Here is a 24,271-nt window from a genome sequence, read left to right as displayed (position 1 = left end):
ATGCTGTGATATTATCGAAGTAAATCAGATTCAACTCAGGTAAGAACGGAGAACAACATGAAAAAGGCTTTAATCACCACCGTGGCTCTGGCTGTAGCAGCTCTATCTGGCTGTGCATCCACCAGCAGTTACGAACCCACAGCGTACAAAACCAATCACAGTCGCGCTTACAACATCGCGGAGGCCGGTGGCCTGGTAACAGGCATCCAAGACGCTTCTGTTCCGCGTGACAAGCTGGAGCGTCTGACCGACACCAAAACGTTTGGGGCAGCCTACGTGCTGTCTGGCTACATGTCCCCTCAGCTCGGAATGACCGACTGGCAAGGTGGCTTGGTCAACCTTGCGAACTGGGCTATCGGCCCCAAACAGCATGGCGCTCGCAATAGCTTGATCGCTTGGATGCCTGCTAACGAAGCAGTTTCACCGGCAGACGCTCAGGCCAAATTTCTTTCACATGTGAAAGTTTCCATTGAGTCAGCGCTGACTGATTTGGGTGCCAATTTCACGCTTCTGTATGACAAAGATGGTCGCCTAACCTATCAGTTCTACAAGAATGAATGGGGTTGCCCGACGTGGGTGAACGGACAAAGTAAGGTAGCTGACATGTGTTCCGTTAAGGTGAAAATCGTGGAGCCTCGCCTAGGGTCAGCTCCTAATTTTGTCTCTGGCGTTCAAGGTACAGCGTATGCCTTCACATCAGGCCATGAGACCGCATACAACTTTGTGAATGTCGGTAATGGGGCAGCAAGCCATGCTCCTCAGCAAGCGATCTACGCAGCTATTAGCAAACAGCTACCAGCTTGGGCCTACCTCTACCTTGCTCCAAAATCGGTTGAGCTGGATAATGGCGAAAAAGTTGCTTTCCCTTACCTTCTTGATCAGGGAAAAGCAGAGTTATTTGTTTACCCAGAAGCGTAATCAATCTACATGAGAAAGGGGCCGAAAGGCCCCTTTTTTTATCCACCACCACCAGTTGGCGCGCCTGTTTGAGGGTCTATGCTGTTTGTCGCCTCTTTTCGCTTCGCGTCAATATCAATCCCTTCCAACCGCTCCAACGCCCTTTCCTGAGCATTCTTCCGCGTCCCGTCAATATTGAAGTCATTCCCTGCTCCAGTCAGCGAGTCGAGATTTATTGAGGCCGGATCAGGGAATTTACCGTTCTGCTGTAATATCCCAAGCCACTCATCCAAATTAATTTTGCTCCAATCAATTTCGGCAATTTTATCTAGTGGAATCCCTTCACACTGAGGATTTTTGGGGTCTCCAAAGTTCTGCCCCAATTGAGGGCGAACCTGTTCTTGTATAATACGAGAGAGCGGAGAATTGAAGCAGCAATACGCTTCTCTTTTTTCAATACAAGCGCCCAACACCTTAGATTTACAATAAGAGCCTACATAGGTGCAATTCTTGAGCGCTCTTTTGGCGTTCATAGTGAACTCTTCTTCCTCGCACTTATAAATCATCTGGATCATCACCATCGCAACGACATAGACGGTATATATCGTCATGGCAGTGCTAAGCCATGTTGTCGCAGTCTCCATCATTGCTTCGGCAGCTTGTTCAGATGCTGCGGCAGCCGCCTGCTCTGTTGCTGCATCTTGGCCTGCTGATTTCATGACATCCATCATCACTTCTTTGACTTGCTCTTTGAGCTGGTCAATGAGTTGATCAACAAACTGCTCTACAGGCTGGAAGAACGAATCAACAGCACCTGAAACGTTCTCTATATAACTTGTGAACGGTTTTGTGACTTCTGTCCACCCTTGAAGGGCAGGTTCCCTAAGTACCTGATAAGCACCTTTAAGCGCATTACCATCAGTCAGCCCCATCACTGCGCCATCGAGCTTTGGAACGGCCATTATTAGGTTCAGATAATCGGCAAGAGATATATTGGTTGGCTTTTCACAGCAATCAGAAACTCCCCCAACAGCTATCTTGCATTCGCCAGCTTCCCCTGCAAAAGCAGAGCAAATAACGTTTTCATCCCCGGTAGGATTGTCATCCCCATCTTGGCCTGTGCAGCTCATATCCTGCGTCATGAATTGGGCTGCATTGAGCAACGCAGTAGCGCGAGCAAAATCAGTGCTTTGTGTTTTGGTCAAATCAAGGCAGTCATCTCCCATGCAGCGTATAGGCCCACCGCACTGGTACTCAGTTTCCTTTTCCAAGGTCGGAACAGAAACATCTGTACCACAGTCATAAGTATCCTCGTGGACGTAGCACGTACCAGAACTTCCCTGAGCACCATCAACACATTTGGAACTGATGAAGCCGCACTGAGGGTTTTCTTCATATTTCTGACAGCTATCGAGATTCCCGCCCGTGTTTACCGGACAGTGCGTTTCACCTTGAGGGTCTGTCCAGCAGTCCATTTGCCCCTTATAAAAGTCATAGTCAGCTTTAACTCGAACCTTTTTGCATAGTTTTGGAATACCAGGCAAAGGTGACGGCTTGAGTTGAGATTCGCAAACTTTGATCCCATTGATGACTGTGCAGCCCGTAGCATCAGTCGGGTCATCTATACATGTGATCTCGCCTTCCGCAAAACCATCTACAACCCCTTTGGCTGAATCCATGCAGCTCTGTGGAGCCCACTCATCCTTGGTAATGGCTTTTGATGGGTCATAGCGTAGCTTTATGCGGCCAAAACCCTCACCTGCGCCAGTTACTGAAACGCGGATCTTAAACGTAACAACATCACCATCTTTCACATTCTTGAAATAGGGAGTGACATCAATATTAGGGTTTCGCTCCCAACTTGTTGACAATTCACATCGGCCAGCCGTTTCTGGAGGGAAATTGCCGTCAGGGCCGGACCATACTTTAGTTTCCTGACCTGATTTACCAACCCAAACTTGCATGTAGTCATCCCACTTGGCGTACTCAAGAGTTGCAGACACTATGGCGTCTGGATTACTGACTTGGACCCGCGTGTATTCCTCATAAATCGAACAGTTGCCACTCCAGTAGTCGTTACCAACTCGGCCAATCCACAACTCAGTACAGCCTTCTCCACAAGATTTGAGGTTATATGGACCATCATAGTGCTTCACCACAGAGGCATCGTAGTCATGGACAACCTCACAGTCCGCGCTTTGATCTACAACACGCTGACACCGTTCATACTCTGGAATGTGGGCGTTGATAGTATTCTGATTGATGGTTGTTTCGGCAGAACAATCCCCAAAGCCACCTGCGATGAGGTCCATATCCTCATAGGTCTTTTTGCTTAGATTTAGTACAGGGTCATTACTGAAATCAGGGCGTGATCGATTAGAGGCATCGAGAAGAACCTTGTATGCCGCACCAGAGATTGATGGATTAGCACTATTGGCATCACTCCACAGCGACCCTTTTGCATTATTCCCCACGCTGTCCATGTCATCGCCAGAGTCGTAAATGCCTTGCAGACCGCCCACATCAGGTTTATTGGCATCAGGGAAGTAATAACTATCAGGTTTATTGTTGGTCCCGCTCGTTCCGGGGAATAGATCATTGACATTAATCTGACTCCCCCCGTTCATTTGGAATTGACCGTCTTTCAACGTCGGCATAGAGATTGTGCCATCTTGCACAGTCCCCGAGCTCGACTTGAATGAGTTTGAGAGGTTTTGTCCGAAAGCCTGGGCCTCTTTACCCACCGCTGTGATGTCCTGGTCTTGGCTACCGTTAGCGTAGGAATGTATCGGCAGCGCAGACATGGTTACTGTCAACAGCGAGGCCACAGCTTTCATAAAGTAATTATGACTTCGCATTGTGTTCTCCATTTCAACCTTCCCATGCTATCTGAGAAGACAAGGGCCACCTGTACGTGTAGTGGCCCTTTTGGGGCATAATCTAAAATGCCCGTGCAAATTCGTTAGGGTCTGCTCAATTGTTACAGCAATCATTCCATCGCCAGATGGTGTAAATAGGGTCTTGCCCAATTGCCGGTATAGTTCGCGCCAGACCCCACGTAAGAGTGGATTCGCCAATTACGTGAGATGAGTTTGTCTCTGGAACCGGATGCAATAGCGTGAATTTGTACTGCGTTTTGGGTAGTGTTGGGCTAATAACACCTCTACACATAGCCTCAGAACCCATTGTCTTCCACGCTAACCCCCGGCGATGCAAAGCAGCCAGAACCCTTGTGCTAAGAAGACTGCTATCGCGGATAACACCTTTTCCACCATTCTGGTTGCCACTAAATGGATACAGGGTGCCCCATGAACCAGCACACCAGAAAAGCTGTTTTAAAGGTTTTCCAGCGGTTGATGAGACAGCATCAGCAGTACACGCAGCCGCCGCAATTGGGTTTGCTACTGCCGCCGCCTCTGGATTGGTAAAAAAAGCGAGCTCATCATTGTTCCAGGTCGGGTCGAGCTCCGACATGTACATGATGTCGAGATCCATATACCCATCAGCATTACAGGTCTGCTTAATAAATAAATCGAGCATCACCAACAGAGGAAACGCATAGTAGTGATAGTGCATAAAAGAACCATCACCACCATCCATGTCTCCCATGCCATGATGCCCTTGGTTAGTCCTATCAAACGGGAACCTGACACCATTCAAGACAGATGAGCAGCCAGGCACTCTCTGAAATTCAACAAGCCGTGCTGGCTCCCACATAGAAGTGGTGACTCCAGGCCGAGGGACCCCTAGATTATCCTCGCACATACACAGAGGGTTGCTTACGGCTTCACTCGGGAATGATCCGCCTCCACCACTTATAGGAACCCCTGCTACTTTGATGGGAAAAATACAGCTCCAGCAGATGTCAGTAATCAGTTTTCCGCCGATTACTTCCGCATTCTGGCACCCAGGGTCAGCCGATACCGAACGAACCCAAAAGACCGCGCTAACGGCAATGACCCGTAGAATTTTTTGCATCATGGTAAGGCCTTTACGTAATTCAAGTGTTTCTCCATGACAGCAGGCTTCCCGTGATAGAAACCTTGTTGCCATGACAGTCCAAGTAATTTGGCGCTCTCCCCCAATGGGAAGCTCTCCACCTGCTCAGCAATGAGCTGTATGCCTTTTCGGCGGCAGTGGAGGATGGCCGAGTAGTCTTCAAGCGACCGCAGTCTTCTCGCGTCAAACTTGCAATAGTGCCAGTCATAACGACTCAGGCGCTCCAGCGAAGAGTTTTTGTCTCCATAGTCATCCAGCGCCAGCTCAACCCCTATTTCGGTAAGAGCCTCCCATCTCAATGCGAGAGAGGCATCCTGAATGCCCTCGGTAATCTCGATGACAAGCCGTGATGAGTGATTCTTAGCAATGTCGCGGACAACCCTCCACCACGCTTTGAAAATGACGTCTGATTGCAAAGTATGTTCAGAGACATTCAGAAAAAGAGCTGGGTACAGATCCAAGCAATAATGAAGGTTGTCCTGAATGAACCGTGCCATCTCCATATCCACCAGCCCCCAATAAGGAGGTGATGACAGAGAGGATGGTGTAAGAACCCGGCCTTCGTCGTACCAACGAGCCAGTACCTCAGCAGCGACAAACGAACCTGTGCCGACGTCTTTAATTGGTTGGAAAGCCGGGGCAAAAATCATTCACCGCCCTCCTCAGCAAGTTCGCGGACAACAAACTTCTTGCCTCTGGCAGTAATGACGCTCGGTGTGTGCTCCAGCTCGAACCGGGTAATCAGATCTGGCGTCAGCAGATATACCGGCGCGTCAAAGTTGTCGGTGACACTCTTGTAGGAATCCCAGCCTTTGTCTTTGTCGAACTCTGTGGCGATATAGGTAATCCGTTGTACGCCAGGTTCCTGCTTAATTTCAGGCAGCTTCTTGGCGAGCAGCTCCATTTGCTTTTTGTCCAGCGGGTCGAAAACTACGACCGCTTGGGTAAATGGCCGCGTTCCAGGCTTGCAAACTTCCTTCGGATCGCACAATGGGTTGATCACGTCACCCGCGTGAGCGAACACAGTGCCATCCGGAGTGCTGATGTCACTGGTGATCATGACGCTAGGGTCAATTTCTCGTGTTCGAGATTTTGGCGCTCTGGGCAGCTCATTGAAATTCTGCTTGGTCCAGAAGCGCTCTATAGCCTGTTTCTTCTTCTCTTCCCAGTCGATATTGGCAAGGCGTTTCTTGGCAACATCAATAAGGTCTGGCTCACTGATTTTCTCCACCGGCCCCTTAACGCCGAGATCGCCTTTTTCTCCGTTATCCACTTCCCGAGCCAACCATACCGGGTCGGACAACCCGGAGACCTGGGCGACGACGTTTGGTTGTTCGCCAGGCAGCGGCTCATCCTCCAGCATCACAATCGTGGGAACGGCTGTGATGTTGTACGTTTTGAACAACGTAGGGTTGATGATGATGTTCGGCACTGGGTCTTTTTTGGCCGCGAGCGCCTGAATAGCTTTAACTCCCTGCCCCAAGTTCATTCCTTCCGGGATGCCACGGAACACAATTACAGAATCAGGCTGGCCTGACACCGCCGTTAGGACGTCATCTAACCCCTGTTCGCCAAGAGACAACGAGGCGAAAACCAGTATCCGATGGTCAGAGTAGATACCCTTTTCAGCCTGTTTCCGGTGCATCTCCTTGAGCGTTGGGTTAGTAGTTTGGAGCTGCTTGAAAAATGCCTTGGCTTCGGCCTGAGCCTCGTCCATGTGTTGGTTTTGCAACAGAGATGGCATTTCCATCTTCTGGGCCTTTTGGGCAATTTGCTTTCCTTTCTCAATAAGCGCCTTATCCTGCTCTGTGAGCGGAGACTCTTGAGCGTATGCCCCGCCAGCCACAGAGAATATCAACGCCACCAGAACGCTCTTAGAACAGGGGATATGCGCGGCCAATGATCTGATCATTTTTCACAGTCCCCCAGTAACGTGAGTCGAAGCTGAATGGGCTTTTGCCCATAAACCAGTAGTTATTCTCTTTCAGCGTGGTCTTGCCGTAAAAGTGGCTCTCTGGCAGATGTAGTTTCCCTGCGAGCTGGAGCCCCTCTCCGACGACATCACCATTGACGGTGATCTTCCACTTATCGTTGATCTCGACTTTATCCCCCGGCATACCGGTGAGGATTTTGACCATGCGAGTCCCGTCCTTGTAGAAAGGCTGCATGTTCTTGGCTTGGAAGGCGTAAACAGCTCCCCTCTCCAGAGTTTGGTCGTTCAGATCAATGAGGAAGAAGGTGTAACCCGGCAGGCACTTCTCCTGTTGTGGATCAATGCCAATACGGTAGCGGCTGGCAAAGGCCGCACCAGCAGCCCAAAGAACCAGTAGTGTCACACCGGCCTTAACCCCGAAGCGCTTCCAGGATTCCTTTTTGACGAAATACTTCTTGAGTGGAAAATTCATTTCAGCACCTCATCAGGGAGGTACACGTCACTTGGAGCACCGACGACAGCACTTGCGTCAAGGACCAAATAACCTGCGTCTTTCAACTTCAAAATTGCGTCATTGGTCTTGACCATCAGTCTTTCAACTTCCTCCTGAGAGGCACCAGCGGGATACGCCGACGCCACTTTAGCGAAGTCAACCACGACCACTGGCGGGGTTTGATTCAAACGCTGATGGATGCTTGCCGTTTGTTCGCTCATCACGTAGTAGCTACCGCCGAAGCCACCAGCGGCACCGAGAATGGCGGCGATTGCGATTGATTTAATGTCCATTACTGTCTCCCTGGTTATGCAGCCTGCTGACGGCTTCGCATCACGGCCTTGATTGCCTCAGGAATGCTCATGCCTTGTTTCACAAACTGGTCGATGGCGTTAACGTCCACCGGATCGGTCGAATAAAGCAGCTTCTGGAAGTCGCCCACTATCAAGCGTCCGACGCCCATGCCGCTCTTCGATTTGATAAAGATTTCTGAGTACACGCCCTGGATGGTGTGTACCGTCTTGAGGGTGTGGAACCCGCCCTCTGAAAGGGTCAGACGACCGCTACGTTTAACAGATTCCACGGTTTCTTCGGTTTGGCCGAGCAAGTACATGCTGGCCGAGTTCTCCGCGATGGCGCGGCCCACTGCGTTCTCATAGAGGTCGTTGATGGACTGCGTTGCAATGACAACGGAGCCACCGTACTTACGGAATTTGCGGTAGGCATGTTCCATGAAGACCGAGACCTCGCCCTCTTTGAGCAGGTCCCAGGCCTCATCCACGATGACGACTTTCTTGCGGTTACGTTCACCCAGGAATACTTCTTGCTGGATCTGGTAAATAAGCTGGAGCAGTACAACCTGACGCAAGTGCTTACGCCCTTGCAGTTCATCGAGCTCCAGTACAGTGAACTGGTTCTGGAAGCTGACGTTGTTCTTGCGAGAGAAGTATTTCCCGTAGCTACCTTTCGACGTAAAGGCGTAGAGCTGCTGACCAATATCCTTGAGGCGCTGGTCGTTTTCTTCTTCCAGACAGCGCTCAGCGATGTCGTCAACCTTCATCTCTTTACCTTTCTCTTCCCACAGGCGAGAAAGGACCTGTTTCAGCGCAGAGATTTGCCATTCATCCAGCAAGCCTTTGGCCGACGCCATTGCACAAACGAGGCTGACAATCGCGTCTTCTTCGTCCTCGTAGTTCTGTATGAGCTCGAACGGGTTGAGGCAGACGTGCGTTCCTTCTTCAAAGTGAACGAAGTCGCCATTGAGCATTTCCGACAGCTTCTGGTAGGACTTACCGGCATCAATAACCCAGACCTGAGCACCCTCGGACAAGTAGGAAAAAATCAGTTCGTTGGTAAGGAACGATTTACCCGAGCCGGATTCGGCTGCGATCACCAGGTTTTTGTTGGTATTACTGTCGTGAAGAGACAGACTCATGAGCTGGCCGTTGCGGGAAATCAGCGCTGCATGATAGGTCCCGGTCCCCTTCCATTCCCCAAACACCGGCAGGACCACAGCCGCCTGCTCGGTTGTCATGGTCTTGTAGCGGAATAGGTCTCGCACTGCATCCCGGTCTGTACAGAATGGCAGGCAGTTGAGGAACATCGGCAGAGCAACGAACTTATCCTCCATCAGCTCGAACCGAGATTCACGCCAGATGTTTCGTGCGGCCATCGCCGCCGCTTCAACACGTTCTTTGGTTGGAGCAAATAAAACCACCGAGTAGGTGATCTTGACTGGCTTAGCCCCCTCTTTCATGGACTCATAGAGAGTGTCGAAGCTCTCCTTTTTGTCCGCCAGCACCGGCACGAATTTGAGCATCGGCCCGTAGGCTTGGTTTACAGTGAACTGGCGTTTGCGCTCCAGAGTGTTTTTCGTGCTTTCTGCCTCAGGGAAAAACACATTGGTCACAACCATGTAGTTTTCTTTGATGCTGGAGTTGCCGCCGCTGAGATCCCCGGCATAGGTCAACGCATCACCAAAGTAGAAAACGTCAGGCAGCTTTTTCGCTGACATGACTTTCGCGTGGTAGTCCCCCAGCCTGATGCCGTTCTTGCTGACTTCCACATCAGTGCCGTAATCGAAGATTTGCTCGCAGATGGGCTTATCCATCTCCCAATCCACAGAGTCATGTCGCCATGAAGCATCCGGCCCCCAATTCAGGATGGTGCTCATGATCCGGATGTAGTTCACCGCCGTCATTGTGCGGGGACGCAGACCAACGGTTTGAAGCGATGATTCGACCTTCGTGCGAAGCTGTGCGAGCTGCTGGAGTTCGCTTTCAGTCGGGTTATTGTTCTTGATGGGGACTTTGCACGTAACGAACAGCTTGAGGTCTTGGATCAAGCCATTGTCGTAGATACCTTTGTTGGTCTTGGCAAATATGCGTTCTGTCGTGTGGTGCTGGAGGAAGTTAATCCGTTCCTTGATGACAGATGTCAGCAGCTCGTGACGGAAGCCATCACGCAACCCCATCATCCGGTACATCTCCTGATTGATGTCCGGGGAGCGGAACAGAACAAACTGGAGCGTAGTCTTCGACGGGAACTCCTGATTCAGGAAACCGTTCATTCGCTCCTGAACTTTTTCATCGGCACCACACAGGGGCTCACACATGAAACCAAAGCCTGCACTGTGGTCATCCATAAGGAAGACATGATCGTCTTCGTCATAGGCCAGGACAGGAATAATCCCGGCAGCTCGCAAGTGCTCCGGGATCAACGTTTCTTCGAGTTTCTTTTTGATGGTTACGATCATTCAACACTCTCCAACCATGATTTCAGGTTCTTCGGACGTCCTTTGCTGACACGACCATCCGGAGCAACCACGAACGGAACGCCCTCAATCCCAATGAAATGAGCTGTCAGCAGCGTTTGATCGTATTGGCCGGGGTCGCAGGTTTCTTTTGAAGGAAGGGAACCCAAGGTGTTGTTCATCAGCGCATCGAGCGCGTGGGTTTTGTCTTTCGCGCAGTACAAGTTCTTTGCCAAGCGGTTGGACTCAGCACCCAGAGCAGGAATCACGATAAATTTAAAGGTGTAATCATCCACCAGCGATTTGGCATCACCCATGAGCTGATGGCAAACCGCGCATCTAGGATCGACAAAGACCACCACCTCTTTGTCACCACGCCCCATCGAAACGGTGTTCAGCGTGTCCACATCCATGCCCATGCTCTTGAAGTGGATACGCTCCGCTACATCCCTCATTTGGGACATCGTGTTGAGGGGCTTCTTGCTCCACAGGTCGTAGATTTGTCCTGAAATAACAAATCGCCCGTTTTCAGAGAGGAACATGATCTGCCCATCACTTTGGACGGCTCGAACCCCTTTGATGGGTAGCTCTACGATGTCCTCTATCTTCGCCGCTCTGGGATCGGTGATTTCCAATTTCGATGACGCATGAGCCGTGCCGGTAATAATCCCGAACACCATCAGCGCCCCGAGTAATTTTGTCCGCATGTCTATCCCCTAAGATTGGATTACTGGATGCTGGGCAGTGTATCCGGGGGAGGGAAATAGACTCGCCTCTGTAATAGCCCAATTTGGACAATTCCAGCGCGATACAAAAAAAAGCCCGGTCTGAACCGGGCTTTGAGAGGAATGAACCTTAGTTCATGGTAACAGCTTCGGATTTGCCACCAGAGTCATCGACCCCAACCAGAGAGATGGTCGGCATCGTTTCATAGGTGCCCTTGCTGATAGTCACTCGATCAGAGCTGATGCTCTGCAACTCACCGGCAATGGTCCATTCGTAGGACTTCATGCGGCCATCGGTATCTTCGCAGTTCGCATAAACGATCCACGACCCAACGGTCTCTCGTGAGCTCAGGCTACATGCAGGCAACTTGTTCTCTGCCACATTGATGTTCACCTCGCCCTCAGCTTCATGCCCCATTTCTGAGGTTATTTTCAGCTTGATGCTGTGCTCACCAGCGCCCAGAGTTGCTCTGCCGTAGTAACCGCTGCTTTCCAACGGCGTACCATCTACCGAGTAGACGCGAGTCGAAATACGGTCGCGTGGGTGGCCGCCAGAAATGTACGGTCGCAACAGCACATCCAGAGGCTCACGCTCGTATTTGTTCGAGCCAGAGTATTGCAGGTCGATAGCATAGGGCTCTGCCTGGCCGATCTTGAGCGGTTGCTCGATCACGGTTTCATGGCCGCGAGCATCACGGACAGTCACCTTGATGTTGTAATCGCCCGGCTCATTGATCACAAAGGACCGGACAATATCCTGCCGCTGATCCTGAATCACTGCGCCTTCCGGCAACTCCCACTCGTAGGTCGGTTCTTCCAGCTTGCCGTTGAAGGCAATTGGCCGCACTGACGCGGTGATCGTCGCAGGAGCCACGTCAGCGTTCTTCCTGACCTGCATTCCGAAGCTCGGCCATACATACTGCCACACGCGGGAGCGTAGGCTATGCGAGGCTTCTGCACCCTGATCTCGGTATCCTTCGATCCAGGTGGTGTACTTCGTTTCTACAGTAGCCTGGTTGAGGTCAGTGTCCGAAGGCACGTACTCAGCAGTATCACCCTGCACAATTGAGCCATCAGGCAGCGTGAAGAACCCGTTCAGCTTCACGTCCATCCCACGGTAAGGCAGGCTGGTTTCGGCTTTGAACACATACTTCTTACCGGTCTCAATGACTCGCGGCCCTGTCACGTAAGGACGGGGGGCCTTCACTGCTCGGAAGTCAACTGCCGTTTTCGCAACTTCATAGGCATAGCCGTCATCAGCCGGTGCAGTGGCAGAGCGCACACGAGCCCACAGGCGGTATCGGGTTTCTTCATCGCTCGAAAGCGTGATGCTATCCCCTGTCTGCGCGTAGGTTTTGCCACCGTCAGTAGACCACTCAACAATGGCATTGCCACCGGAGATTGGCTCATCGTTCAACGTCAGGTTCGCTGTGTACTTGCCTTCACTTCCGACAAACAACGTGGTCGGGCCGATAACAGCAATATCAGGTTTGTCGTAAGCGACAACACTGACCGCTTCGGTGTACTTTTCCGCACCTGAGTTGACGTTCACCACCTTGGCCCGAACCTGGTACTCCCCCTTGTCGAAGGTCTTCACAAGCTGATACTTGTATCGATCTTCTGGGATGAACTGCTCCCAGGTTTTACCGTCGTCCTTACTGGTTTCCCACACAACCTGGCCGGTAGCCCGGAGATCCTGACGGTCGTCCAAAGATAGCTTGAACACAGCAGTGAACGGAGCTTCACCAGACAACTTGCGAGCCTCCACGCCAGCACCGATGGCACCACCACGAAGCACTGTCAAGAAGGCAGGTCTGATAGACAACTCTGTGCGGTTGTAACCCTCAACAGGGCTTTCCAGAACAGCCTCAGCAGCGATACGGACGGAGGAAGTATCCACACCAGACAGGTCTACTGAGAACTGAGCTTCACCGTTCGATGCTTCCGCATAATCAGTGAGCGCAACCGTCTCGTTGTAGGCCTTTTGCTGGATCAGGCGTACTTTCCACACCCCCATCGTGTTAGCGTCATAGTCACCATCAGGTTTGTACTGATCACGGATGAGAACCCTAACCGGCAATGCCTGGGTGTCAATCGCGGTATCACCTTTAACTTCAACGATAGGACGGATACTGTCAGAAGGTGCAGAGATAGCCCGGTAGACAACCTCAGTCTTCACATCAGGCACCTTGTTGTAGGCCGCGTTCACCTTGTAGGTGGTCTCCTCCCACAACGCTCGCTCATCGGTATTGATGCGGCGATACACCTTATTGGTGGCACCCCATCCCGGAGTGAAGGTCTCAGACTCAAGAACATCAGAGTTGCGCGATATGGCAATATCCAGATCAGCTCGTTCAGAGTTGATAATGGCATCACCCAGGTAGTTACCTGTCATCGGCACCAAGTAGATGTTGTCTTTGAAGTTGTAGTCGGAGGCTAGTTCAACGGTCGGAGCTGGTGGGTCAACCGCTTCGACATTGAAAGTCTCGTCGTTCAACGTCACCCGAGTGCCGTTACGGGTGAAAATACTTACCCGCCACCCCAGAGGGTGATCACCGTTCTCGGCCAGGGAACCTGACAACGAAGGAGATTCCGATAACGGGTCTTGGACCAGTCCATCGGGGATCTGCTGCCACTCGAACAGACAGGTGCGGCTTGCACTGCCAACAGCTTTGTTCGCGGCCTCGTTTTTCGCACGGTCAGCACTGAGAGTGATTGAACAATCAGGACCTTTGCTCTGCTTGAAGTTCACATCAAAGTCTTCAATGACGCGATTCACCTGAGCAATGTCATCAATCGGGGTGTAACCAACAGAGCCATAGGCAGTAGTTACCGTCAGGTTCTGAGAGCCAGACCCAACTTTTACCTTGGAACCGTCACCACTGAACAGGTACAGGCTGTATTCGACAGGTTGTTCACCAATGCTCACAGCCTGCCCCACCAGCCCGGCAACTTTCATCCCGTTGTTGTCCTGCGTAGTTTGTTCAGCCTCATCCGGAGTTCTGTCCCATTGGAGCAAACACACCGGGTCACGAATTGGGTCTGCGGCCATAGCCACATCCTCTTTCGTGGTGAACCGGCAAGGCACACCCGACTCTGGCAGGGCATAGATTTTCACCGGGTCAATAACCTGGCGAATTGTCCATGATTCAGCCGAGAGCTTGGCCGTCCCTTTCCAGGTATTGATGTCCACAACCAAGATGGGTGAGTTCGGCGCGGAGGTCATGACAAGAAGACTGGAAGAGCCGACCACATCAGGAACAGCCGGTTTAACCGGAATGCTCAAACGACCACCTGACGCACCGAAATCATGTTGGCTCATGATCCCCATTGTCTGGCCCGGCTCGATACGCACCCCATTCACCACCAGCGGCACTTTCGCATCAGAACGGAGGGTCGCAAACACGTCGTATGAACCTGTCACGACAGCACCATCACTGAGCGTCAGCGGCTTGGTCTCGATGATCCGCTTGCCATCTGCATGAACAAATTCATGAGTGACAGCGGGGACCATAACCTTGCCATCCATCCCATCCGCCAGCATCACCTGACGCGGTTTGTACTCGAAGCCAACCGCCTTTTGAACCGCGTTGCCTTGTGCGTCCTCACCGGAAACAGTCAGCGTGTAAGATTCCCCTTCCTTCAAAGACGGGAACATTACCGGGTACTCAAGGCGGAATCGACCTTTCGACTCCTCACGCCAAGACAACTGCACCTTGTCATCGGCTGGGCCTCCGACGAGGGCAATAGAGGTCAGCTTAGGACTCGGGTCGGCAGTATCAGTCAAGGTGATTACAACATCATCCAAAGACTGGATTGGTGCTCCATCACTGATCGATACGGTTAGTGTCGGCGCTGAATTATCTATGCTCATAGCATATTGGGAGCCAGTGAATACCTGCTTAACCTCATTACCGAAAGCATCTTTAGCTACGAGAGATATGCCGGTATATGTGCCCTCTGACAGATTCTCAGCAGAAAATGTGAAAAACCAATCATTTGTGCTACTACGAAGAACTTCAGTACGAGACAACGGACGTTCTTCGCCAGTCGAGGTTATCGCAGACGCACTTGAGTTGTTAGAAATAACCCACTGGTTAACACCCCAACCGTCAAATGAATCAGGCTCACGGAAATGAGCTTTAAAAATCCGCCCATTTCGTTCTAACCCAGCAATTTCAGGAGGGTTAAGGTCATAGCAGAACGTTGCCCCAATCCGATCAGACGGAAGTTCAGGCTTCCCTTCCGGTCGAGACCAATATCCAGGCCATGAACATGAGCGCCCACTGAACGATATATCCGTATCCACTTCTGCATAAGAAGCATTTGCCGGAATTTTAGTAGTAGGCAACCAAGATCCCCATAACTCCTGAGCGTAAGGTCTCGGCTCAACATGAAATCTCAGTTTTTTATAATGGTTAACTGAGCTCATATTAATGGTTTCACCGCGGACCCACTGACCATCATCCCTAAGATATTCAACATACTTACCGATGGGAGCCAAGCTAACCGATGGATCAGCTTTCACACTGACGGATGTATTACCAAGAGAGTTCATAACCCAGTCGTAAATAATAAACGACTTAGTTTTTGTCCCATGTTGCTGGAATACATCAGCTTGCGTCTGCCGATAATCATATGTACCGTCTTCGGCAATGATATTGCCTTCAATACAGTTTTTATAATCACACCAGTTACCGCTTTGAGCACCGTAAGGTGAAGAAGGATAGGAGTTTGTTTTGGGTATCCGGTAGAGCACCCTGTAGGTATCGGAATAAATGGTCATTCCGTTCTGATAAGGCGCAAAACCTGATAGGGCCTGACCATTAACCTTAAAAGTTGAGGCCTGCGGGTTCTTAGGGTCATACACTGCTACTGGCTCAGGATTCTCTCCAGACTTTGCACCTACTGAATCCCAAGCAATAGGATAGGCTATTGACCCTTTGTTCCCTGCTTTATCCAGGGCCTCGAAATGAAGCGTATATAGATCCTCCCCATTAGGGAACACAGTGCTCCAGTTCAACAACTGGCCTTGGCCGTTGGCGTAATTAACCGAGACAACAGGACTCCTCTTGCCTTTGCTATCTACAGCATACGCCTGTATAGAGGAAACCGAAGAACCGGCATCAGATGCAGACACATCTATACCTGAAAATCGGTTAGGACCTCGCAGTAGCGTTCCATCAGAAAGCGCCCGGTTCCATTCCCCTTTTACTGTCACGTTTGCCAAACTTGGCGCTGTCGTATCGACTTGAAGCGGGTATTCATCAGTCTGAACGGAACTTCCGTCTGACGCCAGTATTTCGGCCCTTAGTTTGTAGACTCCCTCGGAAGGAGCCGGTAGTTGAAGTTCCGCACCATAGTAGGATTTTCCACCCACTGTGATGCGATCAGTAGCCCCAAGAAGGTGGCTGGTCGCTGTCGAAACCACTGTTCCATCCGACCGAATCACCGAAATCTTTACCTTTCGGTCGATACCGGCACTCAAGGCAAACGAGATATTGCCCGTTGGGTTGGCATAGTTGGCATTCGGAGTCAGAGACCGTTGCGTACCATCTGGAGCCTTAAAGGTGTATTCCAGCAGCTCTGCATGAGCAGCACCAGCGGTAAGAACCGCCAGAGCCCCAAGCATCGCCGGAATTTTAGGCTTGAAATTGATCATCGCATTCTCCATTCGTTTTGAGTTACAAGAACCCAATGCTGGAGGTTACGGGAGGGAGTGCATAAACATGGGCTGTGGAAGTGCCCTTTTTGAGCAAATAAGGAAATAGTTGGAATTTGTTATGACTGGACTTTTTGCCAAAAAATAAGGGCAGCTTTTAGGCTGCCCCTATCACCCGTTGATTAACGGCAAGGTGTCTTTTACACCCCCAGGCCATTGCTGAGTTGCACAACAGCCGGGATGACCTTCTCTGCATGTTCCAGAGTAGCAGACATGATGGATTCCACTACGGTCGGGGAGTTGTACAGGCCCATACCGCCACCGATACCCATAGCGAAAGCCATGAGGCTCTGGCGAGCGATACCACCAACAACACCGACCAGGATCATCGCACCCGCAACGATTCGACCCAAAGTACCTTGGGTCCAATCCTTGAGAGTTACCCATACGTCGTCAAACGCTGTACCACCAGTACCAGCGTGGGCCTGATCCGGCACGAGCAGGAAGGCTACCACCATCAACCCCAGGAAGAGGAAGAGTGCGTTGTTTTTACTTGAGGCATTCGCCAACTGATTTGCGTTCATCAAGAACATCTCCTATTTGGTTGTTTCAGACTTCGGTTCGTGTTGTACCGTTTGCAGCGGTCTCAAAACTGGCTCACTTTGCGGTGTGCCATCCCCAATCACCCACCTGCGCGGTTCGATTTCGGTATAGACATACCCTGTCACGATGAGATCACCATTGGTGTCCTCCCAGGGAGCTACCCAAATCCGCATAACCTGTGCTGGTGTACGAATTGGAATCGGGCGATCCGGAAGACGCGGTGCGACATAGTTGTCAATCACCGGGTCTCCGGAGCTAGATGAGTTCGCTGAAACGTTTGAGGAACCTTCGCCATCCGCTTCCGCTTTGGCCTCGACTTCCTCTGGTTTCATTGGGCGCGGGACATTTCCGTCATTGGTTGCGGCGTAAACGTCTCGCGCTGACATACACTGAACACCATTCGGCATTCCCGGACAGCTATACTCATCCTTGCCGATGTTGAACGTCGAACAGCCCGACAAAATAAGTAGCGCTGCACCCACCCCCAACATCTTTGCGGATCTTACTGCCTGTTCCTTTTGAGCCTCGCCTCTGGAACTGCCCTTTCTGGTCAAAATGTTCAAATTTTTCATTTCTTGGTTCCCCCGGTGGAACGAATTTGTAGCTTGGTTCCTTTGGTCACGATGATGTCTACCTGACGGCCAGCATCGACCTCGATAACGGGGAAGATGCCTTCGGCCATGTCGATATAGAACTGAGCGATGCGATCTAGCGCCTTACTGGCCCCCTTCACTGCTGCTCCCTGCAACATCTGGTCGGAGAACACAGACTGGTACTGGGTATTTGAGCCAGGGTTAGTGCTGACGACCGGCACAGGATTGACGTCAAAGGCTTCGGAAACGCCACCAAGGAAGCCTGCCATCAAGCTCTTGGCGATGATTTGCCCCTGCTTCGATACGACGCGACCACGGACACCGGCCTTACCGTCTTCACCCACTGCATAGGAATCCAGCTTCGCTTCTATGACCCCCCCATCATCCCGAACGCACGAGAAGGTCTCGCCACGCAGGTACGCTCGCTCTGAACTGAGATCTCCATAGCCTGAAACAATCAGGAAGCACTCACGAACATCCGCACGGAAGCGGTTAGGCAAAATAGCCTCTTTCTGAATCCTGAGGGTCGAAGGGAACGGATCTCGACGAGCACCTTGAGATGTTGGTGCGTCCATACCGTTGATGAGCACCCCTGTCAGGATGGAGCCAGAAGGTAGGTAGATAGACTCATCATCCTTGTTGTCCTTCTCTTCAACTTCTGGCGCTTTCTGCGAGTAGCTCACTATTTGGATGCCTGGTTTAGTTGCATCACGACCGTCTCCCTTGCCAGTTGCAGGAGCCCCACCCTTCGAGTCAGGAAGCGGTGCGTCCCGAAAAAAGGATGCTGGATCTTTGTAGTCGAGCTTTTTCTCCATGAACTGACCATCACCACCAGATGCACCATTAACATCGGCTCTGGCATCCTCTGATGAAGAGGATGTTTTTCCACCAGCAGCGCCGGTTTCGACTTTCTTAGCCAATTCCATGTTCTTCTGGGTCAGGCGGTCCAAATCTTGACGAAGGCGGGTCATCTCACGGCCAACATCACTGGATTTCCCGGCAGTGGTTTTGGTTTCCTCCAGCTCTTTCTTGACTCGTTCCAGCTCCTTTTTCAGGTCGGAGTTTTCACGAGACACCATCTTCACATCGGCAGACAACGAATCTATCCCGATCTCACGGGTGTTTTTGTCTGTGAGAACGTGCTTGATGGTTTCTTGGCGACCGCGCTTCTCTTCTTTCTTGGGTTCACCAGAGAACATTGTCACGACCGCAAAAAGAACGAAGACGCCGCCAGCGATAGACACCCAACGCTTCTTGTTGGGGTCTAACTGTGTCCAAAATCGCTTAATCATTGGGCACCTCCCAGCAGCGATGGACGCTTAGACGTTGGTGCGAGACCACGCTTCTGCTTCTTCGCCACATAGATCTCCGTCTTCTGGCCGGGCTCAAGCACGTTAAGCGGCCACGTAGTCACCGCAGCCACATCCCAGCTCCCACACAACGCCTCTTTGAACTCAATAGGCTGATCAGAGACGTTCAGGGCGACACCGATGAACACGTTAAGGTGGTGGCCCATCATGTATTGCCCCTTGCTAAAATCCACCTTTACCCCAGGATGAGCGCAGCTCGGCACCGCAGCACCAGCAGGGATGCGGTTCAACGTGTAACCTTGAGGGACTTCACCAAGAGCAATCTTTCGGAATACTGACCGGATGGTTTCGACATAAGGCTGGCTCTGTTCCCAGGTCTCAGCCTTGGTATTGGCAAAAGCACCAGTGATACCTACACCACCATCGAGCTTGAGAAAGACTTCTCTGGGCGGAATACGACGGGGAACCATCGTCAGGCTGAGAGCTTGGGCTTCCGAGCCTTTTTCAGTAATGAACATAGTCACCGGATACTGCTTATCCGTGGCGACATAGACCACATTCTCTTTGATGCAGACCTCACCACACTGGCCGTTATCCGTCGCCCCGGTCAGAGATGTTGAAACGATCTCAGGATTGCTGAAAGGCGTGACGATTCGGTTCGGATGACCAACGGCTATCGGGATGATCTGGTTAACCCCCGGCTTCATCGTCAGTAAGGGGTTTTCATTCATGCTGCCCACAACCTCATGGGAGCTTTGTCCTGACGTCACAGGGGCAGGAACATCCTTTTTCATAACACTGGCCGGGACAACAGGAATGTCATCCGAGGCATAGGCCATTGAAGTTCCAAGCGCCAAGGACAGCGCCAGGAGCGAAAGTTTAGCGTTGTTCTTCATGCTTTCTCCGGTTTTCTTCTTTGCGCTGGAGTTGCTCCAAAACAGTTTTGGTGCGTGGCTTTCCTACATAGGTGTCGATGTAGTCCAGCACGGGCGCGTAGTTTGAAATCTTGATGGCGAACTCGTAGGAGCGTTCGCTACGCTCTTCGTTAGAAGAAGCCCCTTTGACGTAGGAATATCCGTAGACAAACACCTTGTCGCTCTTGGGCTCGTACTCAACAAAACGCGGCTCAAACCGCATGGTTACGCGGTCGTTCTTGATCTGTTGAGCTTGAATTTCGATGGCATCAATCACGTCCTGATAGATGCTCGGGGAGAGAAGCGGGGTGATCCGTTCTTTCACAAAGTCAACGGTTCCTGGCGTCACATTGCCAAGGAGCTGAGCAAAAGCGAAACCCCAAGCCTCTTTATAGGACTGAGAGGCGTTATTTTTCGTCACCCAGGCTTCTTCCGTGAGCGTGAAAGGCTGGATAGTGACGATGGTTTCCTTGCTGAATACTTGGACCACCAGCAGGAAAACGATAGCAATAAGACCACCCTGGAAGATTCGTCCCCACTTATTTTCTGTTTGGGTCCCTTCCCAGGTCTTGAGATACTTTTTCAGGTTCAAGGCAAATACCTCCGGACAAACGGATTCTTGAGAGATTTGGCCTTGGTCATGATGAACCCGGCCCAGTAGATCATGTGGAGCAGGTATCCATCCGGATGGTTATCCCTGAATCGGCGATAAAGGTTGGTTACAAGTAACCCCCCCAGAAAGCAGATCAGGGCCTTACCGATGATGACCCCTATCGTTAGCCCCAAAAGCATCGGGGCCAACTCATCTGCGCTCCACAACAGCAGATGCGGGGGCTCATCGACCCGGCGCGGTATCTTTACAGGCTTCATAGCAACCCTCTTCTTTTCCTAGTGGCCTGTATTCTCATTCAGGGTCACTGATTTTCTGCCACGGCTTCGCGCCCTTTTCGGGCACTTCCAGCGACAAATAAAAAAAGGCGGCCTAAGCCGCCTTTTTTGCGTTTACTGGATCGGTTATTGATTTTGAGGAACCGCTTCCGAATGTTTTTCCGAAGCCGCAACGCTAACTTCATTGGCTGGTCGGGCCACCCCCAGAGTTTTCACTTCCTTGTTAGCATTGGCTTTAAACTTGAACATCAGACTGTACGCCGCCAGCAGGAAGAAGCTGAGAATGCCCCAGTAGGTCTGAACCGTGCCCAGAGCCTTGGCCGGGTCACTTGCAGCTCTGTTGGCCGTATCAGCAGCCAACTTAACCCACTGACTCCAGTCAAAACCTGCCGCAAAAGCAGACAGCCAAAACGCGACGGCCACTGGAACGATGAAGATGCACATCAGCACCGCGTTCATCAAAAACCAGAAAAATTGTTTATTAAGGTTCACACTTCCTCCCATTAACCTAGAAAATTGAATGCGTGTTCCAGGTTCATCCCTGCAACAACACCTATAACGAACATCACCTGCCAGACAAGGAACTGCCAGGAGATGAATGAACCAGATGAGCTTTCGCTTTCTCTGACGTGAGCTTGTGCGGACATAGACCCTCCAAATAACTTGTCGTCATCACGGAGTAATCGTCTCTTAATTGATCAATCTAGGAACAGTGCTGTTACGGCCCATTTTGGGCACTTTATGGAGGTTTATTCGAGGAGATGATAAGAGCGGGAGGCGAAAAACTTTCACATGTGAAAGTTCAAAGCGGCCAATGGCCGCTTGTTTCACACTGTTCTATTGTAACGGAGTTCTCGATAAGCATCCCATGCTTGCTCTGATGAGACACCTCGACAACCAACATCTGTGGCGCACTCAAGGTCCATCTTGTACTGCTTAACCTTCTGGTCTGCTGTATCGCCCCAGCTCATGGCTGATGGGTACTTGGAAACACTAAACACATTTTCAAGTTCAGCCTGATAGTCGTCGTTTTGTAACAGAGGTTCGGTTTCACCATCATCCCAGCGAATGTAAGCCTTACCCTGGAGAGCCTTCAAATGCAAAGGCACCAGTAAGGTGGAAATCACTTCGTCAGCCCTGATGTCTTTGTAAGCACACCAGTGAGGTTTAACGGTGATCACACCATTTACCAAAACGATGTCACACGCCAGTGTCGCTTCAACATTATCGTTAACATCCTGCCGAGCGTAGATCTCCACGAAACCAACCTGCTCTGGAACAACCTTGTCGATGAAGCTCCAAAAGCTGGGGTACGACGTTCCATCGCTGAGCGTCAACTGACCGTCATGCTCTTTCAGCATACGGTTCAGTTGTGCAGTGAAGAACTCTGCCGACACTTTTCTTGCCAATGGTTCCATATCACTCAGTCGTAGAGTGGCTCCTGCACCCCCCTCATACACCTCTCCAAAAAAGAAATCTCTCTTACGCATTAGACTTTGCCTCCTTTAATCGCTTGCTGGGTCAGCTTGATCCAGTTCAACGGGTTTTCACAGTCAACATGGTTGCCAGCGGCACCAACTACCGTTTTGTATGCCTCCGAGCCTGCCGCTGTGTGTACTGCCAGCATAAACGAAAACATAGGGTCATTTTGCATGGTGCCAATCATCATTGCACTGGAAGTGTCTTTGAGCTGGCAGTTTTCAACCCGCAGATTGAGTACATCTTTTGCCACCATCTTACAGTCGGGACACACCTTCTCAAGGTTCTTGAGCTTTGCGTCGTCATTGAGCACATCAGGAGCCGCGATGGCAGTACCGGCCATACACAGCCCCAGTGCCAGCAGTTTGAGTTTATTGGTTACTTTCATGGTTCCTCTCTATATCGTTCCAATTTCGTTTCGGTAAAAGAACAGTGGCCCAGTGACTGTTCTGAGTTCCGGCGTTACTTGCTTTACTCTTGAGCAAATATGCTGCTTGAAAAAGTTGTGGTATCCGTACAAAGCTGGGCGTGTAAAAACGGAATAGATAATGAGGGTGATGGCCGCACCAGCGGCCCACCCGATCACGTCCGGAGAGATAAGTCCTGGCACGTCTGAGATACGTTCTGGTTCAACCAAGCGGCACACCACCAGCACCCAGAACCACATTACCGGCATCACAAAGATCATCTTTCCGACGCAAGCAATGAGCACCTTCACCAAATTCAAGCTCTGCGCCCAGTAAAGCCACAACGCAGACAAGGATTGGCGACGTATCACCTGGTAGACGTTCAATGGGATGTCGCACAGATGCACCCCATCTTGATTTATAACGGAGTAGCTCATCCTCCCTCCCTATACCCGTTTCTGGAGGTTGCCGAACGTCAGGCCAACCAGGACACAGCACGTCATCATTGTCATCGGGATGACAACCGGATCGAGCGCTATGGGGATGAAGAACGCGATGAACAATCCGGCCATCAGGTACATCGTTCCGCGAACGCTATAACGATGGAGAACCGGACTCGCATAATCGAAGTTGGTCCGCTTAATTCGCCATGTCATCATCCCGTCATATACCGCAGGTACGAACAGGATCAGCATATAGGGAGCCCACGCGGCTAACAGCGCCAACCGTGTGTAGAACTGGTAAATGACGTTGACAAAGGCTTCCATGCGGCCTTTGACCCACACAAACCAGCCCTTGCCCATATCCTGCATCCCCTTGGACTTCTGGCGCTCCTCTTCTGATGGGATCAGCGTTTGGTACATCCCCTCATAGAAGCCTGAATCAATAACGCTCGACCTGAACCAGGTAGATGCTTTGTTCTGTATCCAGTCTCTTGCTTCGACACCAAGACTCTGTTCCACCAGCACGGATTCCCTTTTGATGGCTCTGTCTGTCCAGTCGCCAGGGATCAGCAGCAATATTGCCAGCAACTCAATAACCAGCAGCCATGCGACCAGCAACCACGGCTTCTTCATAGTCGGTTCTCCTTAAAACAGTTTTCACGCTCTCACAGGTGATGAGCTCATACAGCAAGCCACGCAAAGAGGTCTCATCCTCATGGGGCTGCGGGTTAATGGATAGTTCTCCTGGATGGGAAGAAAGCCACAGTGAGAACGACTCTCCTGAATCGACAGACCATGAATCACCGCCACTATCGACAATTTGCACTTCCAACGCCCGGCAGGTTTCGGTGATCAGGGTTTCCAGAAATGCCCCAATTCTGGCCGGGTCTTCATATTTCTCTCTCTGCTCATGAAACACGAGCTGGCTGTAGCGATGCAGAGCTTCTTCAATGATCGGGTAAATCACAGGCTCCTGATTAGCCTTAATCCCGTCTGTGATGTAGCAGCTCAGCTTCTCGATGATGGCCTCCGATGCAGGCCAGTCGAATTGGAGGATGCTCAGGATGTGAGCGTTCTTGCGGCCACGACTTTTCAATTCATTCATAACCCTGTCGAAAGGGTTCACATCGACCATGATGGCTACCTCGTAATCTCTATACTTCTTGTCACACA

General features: G+C 51.1%; 23 protein-coding genes. 1 reads left to right on the top strand and 22 read right to left on the bottom strand.

Going from position 1 to position 24,271, the window contains the following annotated elements; genetic code table 11:
- Positions 1 to 57: 57 nt before the first annotated feature.
- Entirely contained in the window at positions 58 to 918 is an 861-nt protein-coding gene (locus R7127_RS12170) for a hypothetical protein (protein WP_000709517.1), read from the top strand.
- Positions 919 to 956: 38 nt separating this feature from the next.
- Here R7127_RS12170 and traN read toward each other — a convergent pair whose 3' ends face one another.
- The 22 genes from traN to R7127_RS12060 form a co-directional block, all read right to left on the bottom strand.
- The gene (traN, locus tag R7127_RS12165; protein ID WP_001256487.1) at positions 957 to 3,755 is read right to left on the bottom strand and encodes a conjugal transfer mating pair stabilization protein TraN; all 2,799 of its coding nucleotides are present in this window, start codon (positions 3,753 to 3,755) and stop codon (positions 957 to 959) included.
- 115 nt (positions 3,756 to 3,870) lie between these two features.
- Positions 3,871 to 4,878, bottom strand: coding sequence for a TraU family protein (locus tag R7127_RS12160; protein WP_000983283.1), 1,008 nt, complete (start codon positions 4,876 to 4,878; stop codon positions 3,871 to 3,873).
- Positions 4,875 to 5,546 carry an EAL domain-containing protein gene (locus R7127_RS12155; RefSeq protein ID WP_001337754.1) on the bottom strand — a complete coding sequence of 224 codons (672 nt, stop codon included), beginning with the start codon at positions 5,544 to 5,546 and terminating at the stop codon, positions 4,875 to 4,877. The genes R7127_RS12160 and R7127_RS12155 overlap by 4 nt, the downstream gene beginning before the upstream one ends.
- Positions 5,543 to 6,808: a TrbC family F-type conjugative pilus assembly protein gene (locus tag R7127_RS12150; RefSeq protein ID WP_000621288.1), complete on the bottom strand. Its 1,266-nt coding sequence runs from the start codon at positions 6,806 to 6,808 to the stop codon at positions 5,543 to 5,545. Before R7127_RS12150 ends, R7127_RS12155 begins: the two co-directional genes overlap by 4 nt.
- On the bottom strand, positions 6,771 to 7,301 hold the full coding sequence (locus R7127_RS12145) for a S26 family signal peptidase (RefSeq protein ID WP_001010738.1): 531 nt from the start codon (positions 7,299 to 7,301) through the stop codon (positions 6,771 to 6,773). Before R7127_RS12145 ends, R7127_RS12150 begins: the two co-directional genes overlap by 38 nt.
- Positions 7,298 to 7,615 carry a hypothetical protein gene (locus R7127_RS12140; RefSeq protein ID WP_000351984.1) on the bottom strand — a complete coding sequence of 106 codons (318 nt, stop codon included), beginning with the start codon at positions 7,613 to 7,615 and terminating at the stop codon, positions 7,298 to 7,300. The genes R7127_RS12145 and R7127_RS12140 overlap by 4 nt, the downstream gene beginning before the upstream one ends.
- Before the next feature lie 14 nt (positions 7,616 to 7,629).
- On the bottom strand, positions 7,630 to 10,077 hold the full coding sequence (traC, locus tag R7127_RS12135) for a type IV secretion system protein TraC (protein ID WP_000637386.1): 2,448 nt from the start codon (positions 10,075 to 10,077) through the stop codon (positions 7,630 to 7,632).
- Entirely contained in the window at positions 10,074 to 10,781 is a 708-nt protein-coding gene (locus R7127_RS12130) for a DsbC family protein (protein WP_001259347.1), read from the bottom strand. Before R7127_RS12130 ends, traC begins: the two co-directional genes overlap by 4 nt.
- Positions 10,782 to 10,929: 148 nt before the next feature.
- Positions 10,930 to 16,461, bottom strand: coding sequence for an Ig-like domain-containing protein (locus tag R7127_RS12125; protein WP_000606833.1), 5,532 nt, complete (start codon positions 16,459 to 16,461; stop codon positions 10,930 to 10,932).
- Positions 16,462 to 16,661: 200 nt separating this feature from the next.
- Positions 16,662 to 16,979, bottom strand: coding sequence for a TraA family conjugative transfer protein (traA, locus tag R7127_RS12120; protein WP_064754699.1), 318 nt, complete (start codon positions 16,977 to 16,979; stop codon positions 16,662 to 16,664).
- 78 nt (positions 16,980 to 17,057) lie between these two features.
- Positions 17,058 to 17,636 (bottom strand): type IV conjugative transfer system lipoprotein TraV, encoded by a 579-nt coding sequence (gene traV, locus R7127_RS12115; RefSeq protein WP_000793435.1) that lies wholly within the window; start codon positions 17,634 to 17,636, stop codon positions 17,058 to 17,060.
- Positions 17,633 to 18,946: a TraB/VirB10 family protein gene (locus tag R7127_RS12110; RefSeq protein WP_024131605.1), complete on the bottom strand. Its 1,314-nt coding sequence runs from the start codon at positions 18,944 to 18,946 to the stop codon at positions 17,633 to 17,635. Before R7127_RS12110 ends, traV begins: the two co-directional genes overlap by 4 nt.
- Positions 18,946 to 19,863 carry a type-F conjugative transfer system secretin TraK gene (locus tag R7127_RS12105; protein ID WP_000794249.1) on the bottom strand — a complete coding sequence of 306 codons (918 nt, stop codon included), beginning with the start codon at positions 19,861 to 19,863 and terminating at the stop codon, positions 18,946 to 18,948. The genes R7127_RS12110 and R7127_RS12105 overlap by 1 nt, the downstream gene beginning before the upstream one ends.
- Entirely contained in the window at positions 19,847 to 20,473 is a 627-nt protein-coding gene (locus R7127_RS12100) for a TraE/TraK family type IV conjugative transfer system protein (RefSeq protein WP_001049716.1), read from the bottom strand. Before R7127_RS12100 ends, R7127_RS12105 begins: the two co-directional genes overlap by 17 nt.
- On the bottom strand, positions 20,470 to 20,751 hold the full coding sequence (gene traL, locus R7127_RS12095) for a type IV conjugative transfer system protein TraL (RefSeq protein WP_000805625.1): 282 nt from the start codon (positions 20,749 to 20,751) through the stop codon (positions 20,470 to 20,472). Before traL ends, R7127_RS12100 begins: the two co-directional genes overlap by 4 nt.
- A gap of 144 nt (positions 20,752 to 20,895) precedes the next feature.
- On the bottom strand, positions 20,896 to 21,261 hold the full coding sequence (locus tag R7127_RS12090) for a hypothetical protein (protein WP_001052531.1): 366 nt from the start codon (positions 21,259 to 21,261) through the stop codon (positions 20,896 to 20,898).
- Positions 21,262 to 21,272: 11 nt separating this feature from the next.
- Positions 21,273 to 21,416 (bottom strand): hypothetical protein, encoded by a 144-nt coding sequence (locus tag R7127_RS12085; protein WP_001275801.1) that lies wholly within the window; start codon positions 21,414 to 21,416, stop codon positions 21,273 to 21,275.
- Between the two features lie 180 nt (positions 21,417 to 21,596).
- Positions 21,597 to 22,259, bottom strand: coding sequence for a hypothetical protein (locus R7127_RS12080; protein ID WP_001231463.1), 663 nt, complete (start codon positions 22,257 to 22,259; stop codon positions 21,597 to 21,599).
- Complete coding sequence (locus R7127_RS12075; protein WP_000869261.1) at positions 22,259 to 22,636, bottom strand: hypothetical protein; 378 nt, start codon at positions 22,634 to 22,636, stop codon at positions 22,259 to 22,261. Before R7127_RS12075 ends, R7127_RS12080 begins: the two co-directional genes overlap by 1 nt.
- A gap of 241 nt (positions 22,637 to 22,877) precedes the next feature.
- Positions 22,878 to 23,054 carry a hypothetical protein gene (locus R7127_RS12070; protein ID WP_169342285.1) on the bottom strand — a complete coding sequence of 59 codons (177 nt, stop codon included), beginning with the start codon at positions 23,052 to 23,054 and terminating at the stop codon, positions 22,878 to 22,880.
- A gap of 47 nt (positions 23,055 to 23,101) precedes the next feature.
- A complete protein-coding gene (locus tag R7127_RS12065) occupies positions 23,102 to 23,731 on the bottom strand; it encodes a DUF4400 domain-containing protein (RefSeq protein WP_000743450.1) in 630 nt (209 codons plus the stop codon).
- Entirely contained in the window at positions 23,688 to 24,233 is a 546-nt protein-coding gene (locus tag R7127_RS12060; protein ID WP_000228720.1) for a hypothetical protein, read from the bottom strand. Before R7127_RS12060 ends, R7127_RS12065 begins: the two co-directional genes overlap by 44 nt.
- Positions 24,234 to 24,271: the final 38 nt, after the last annotated feature.

Source organism: Vibrio sp. 1159 (assembly GCF_033340395.1).
GTDB lineage: Bacteria > Pseudomonadota > Gammaproteobacteria > Enterobacterales > Vibrionaceae > Vibrio > Vibrio alginolyticus.
Note: the sequence above shows the minus strand (reverse complement) of the source record. Positions and strands in the feature narration are given on the sequence as shown.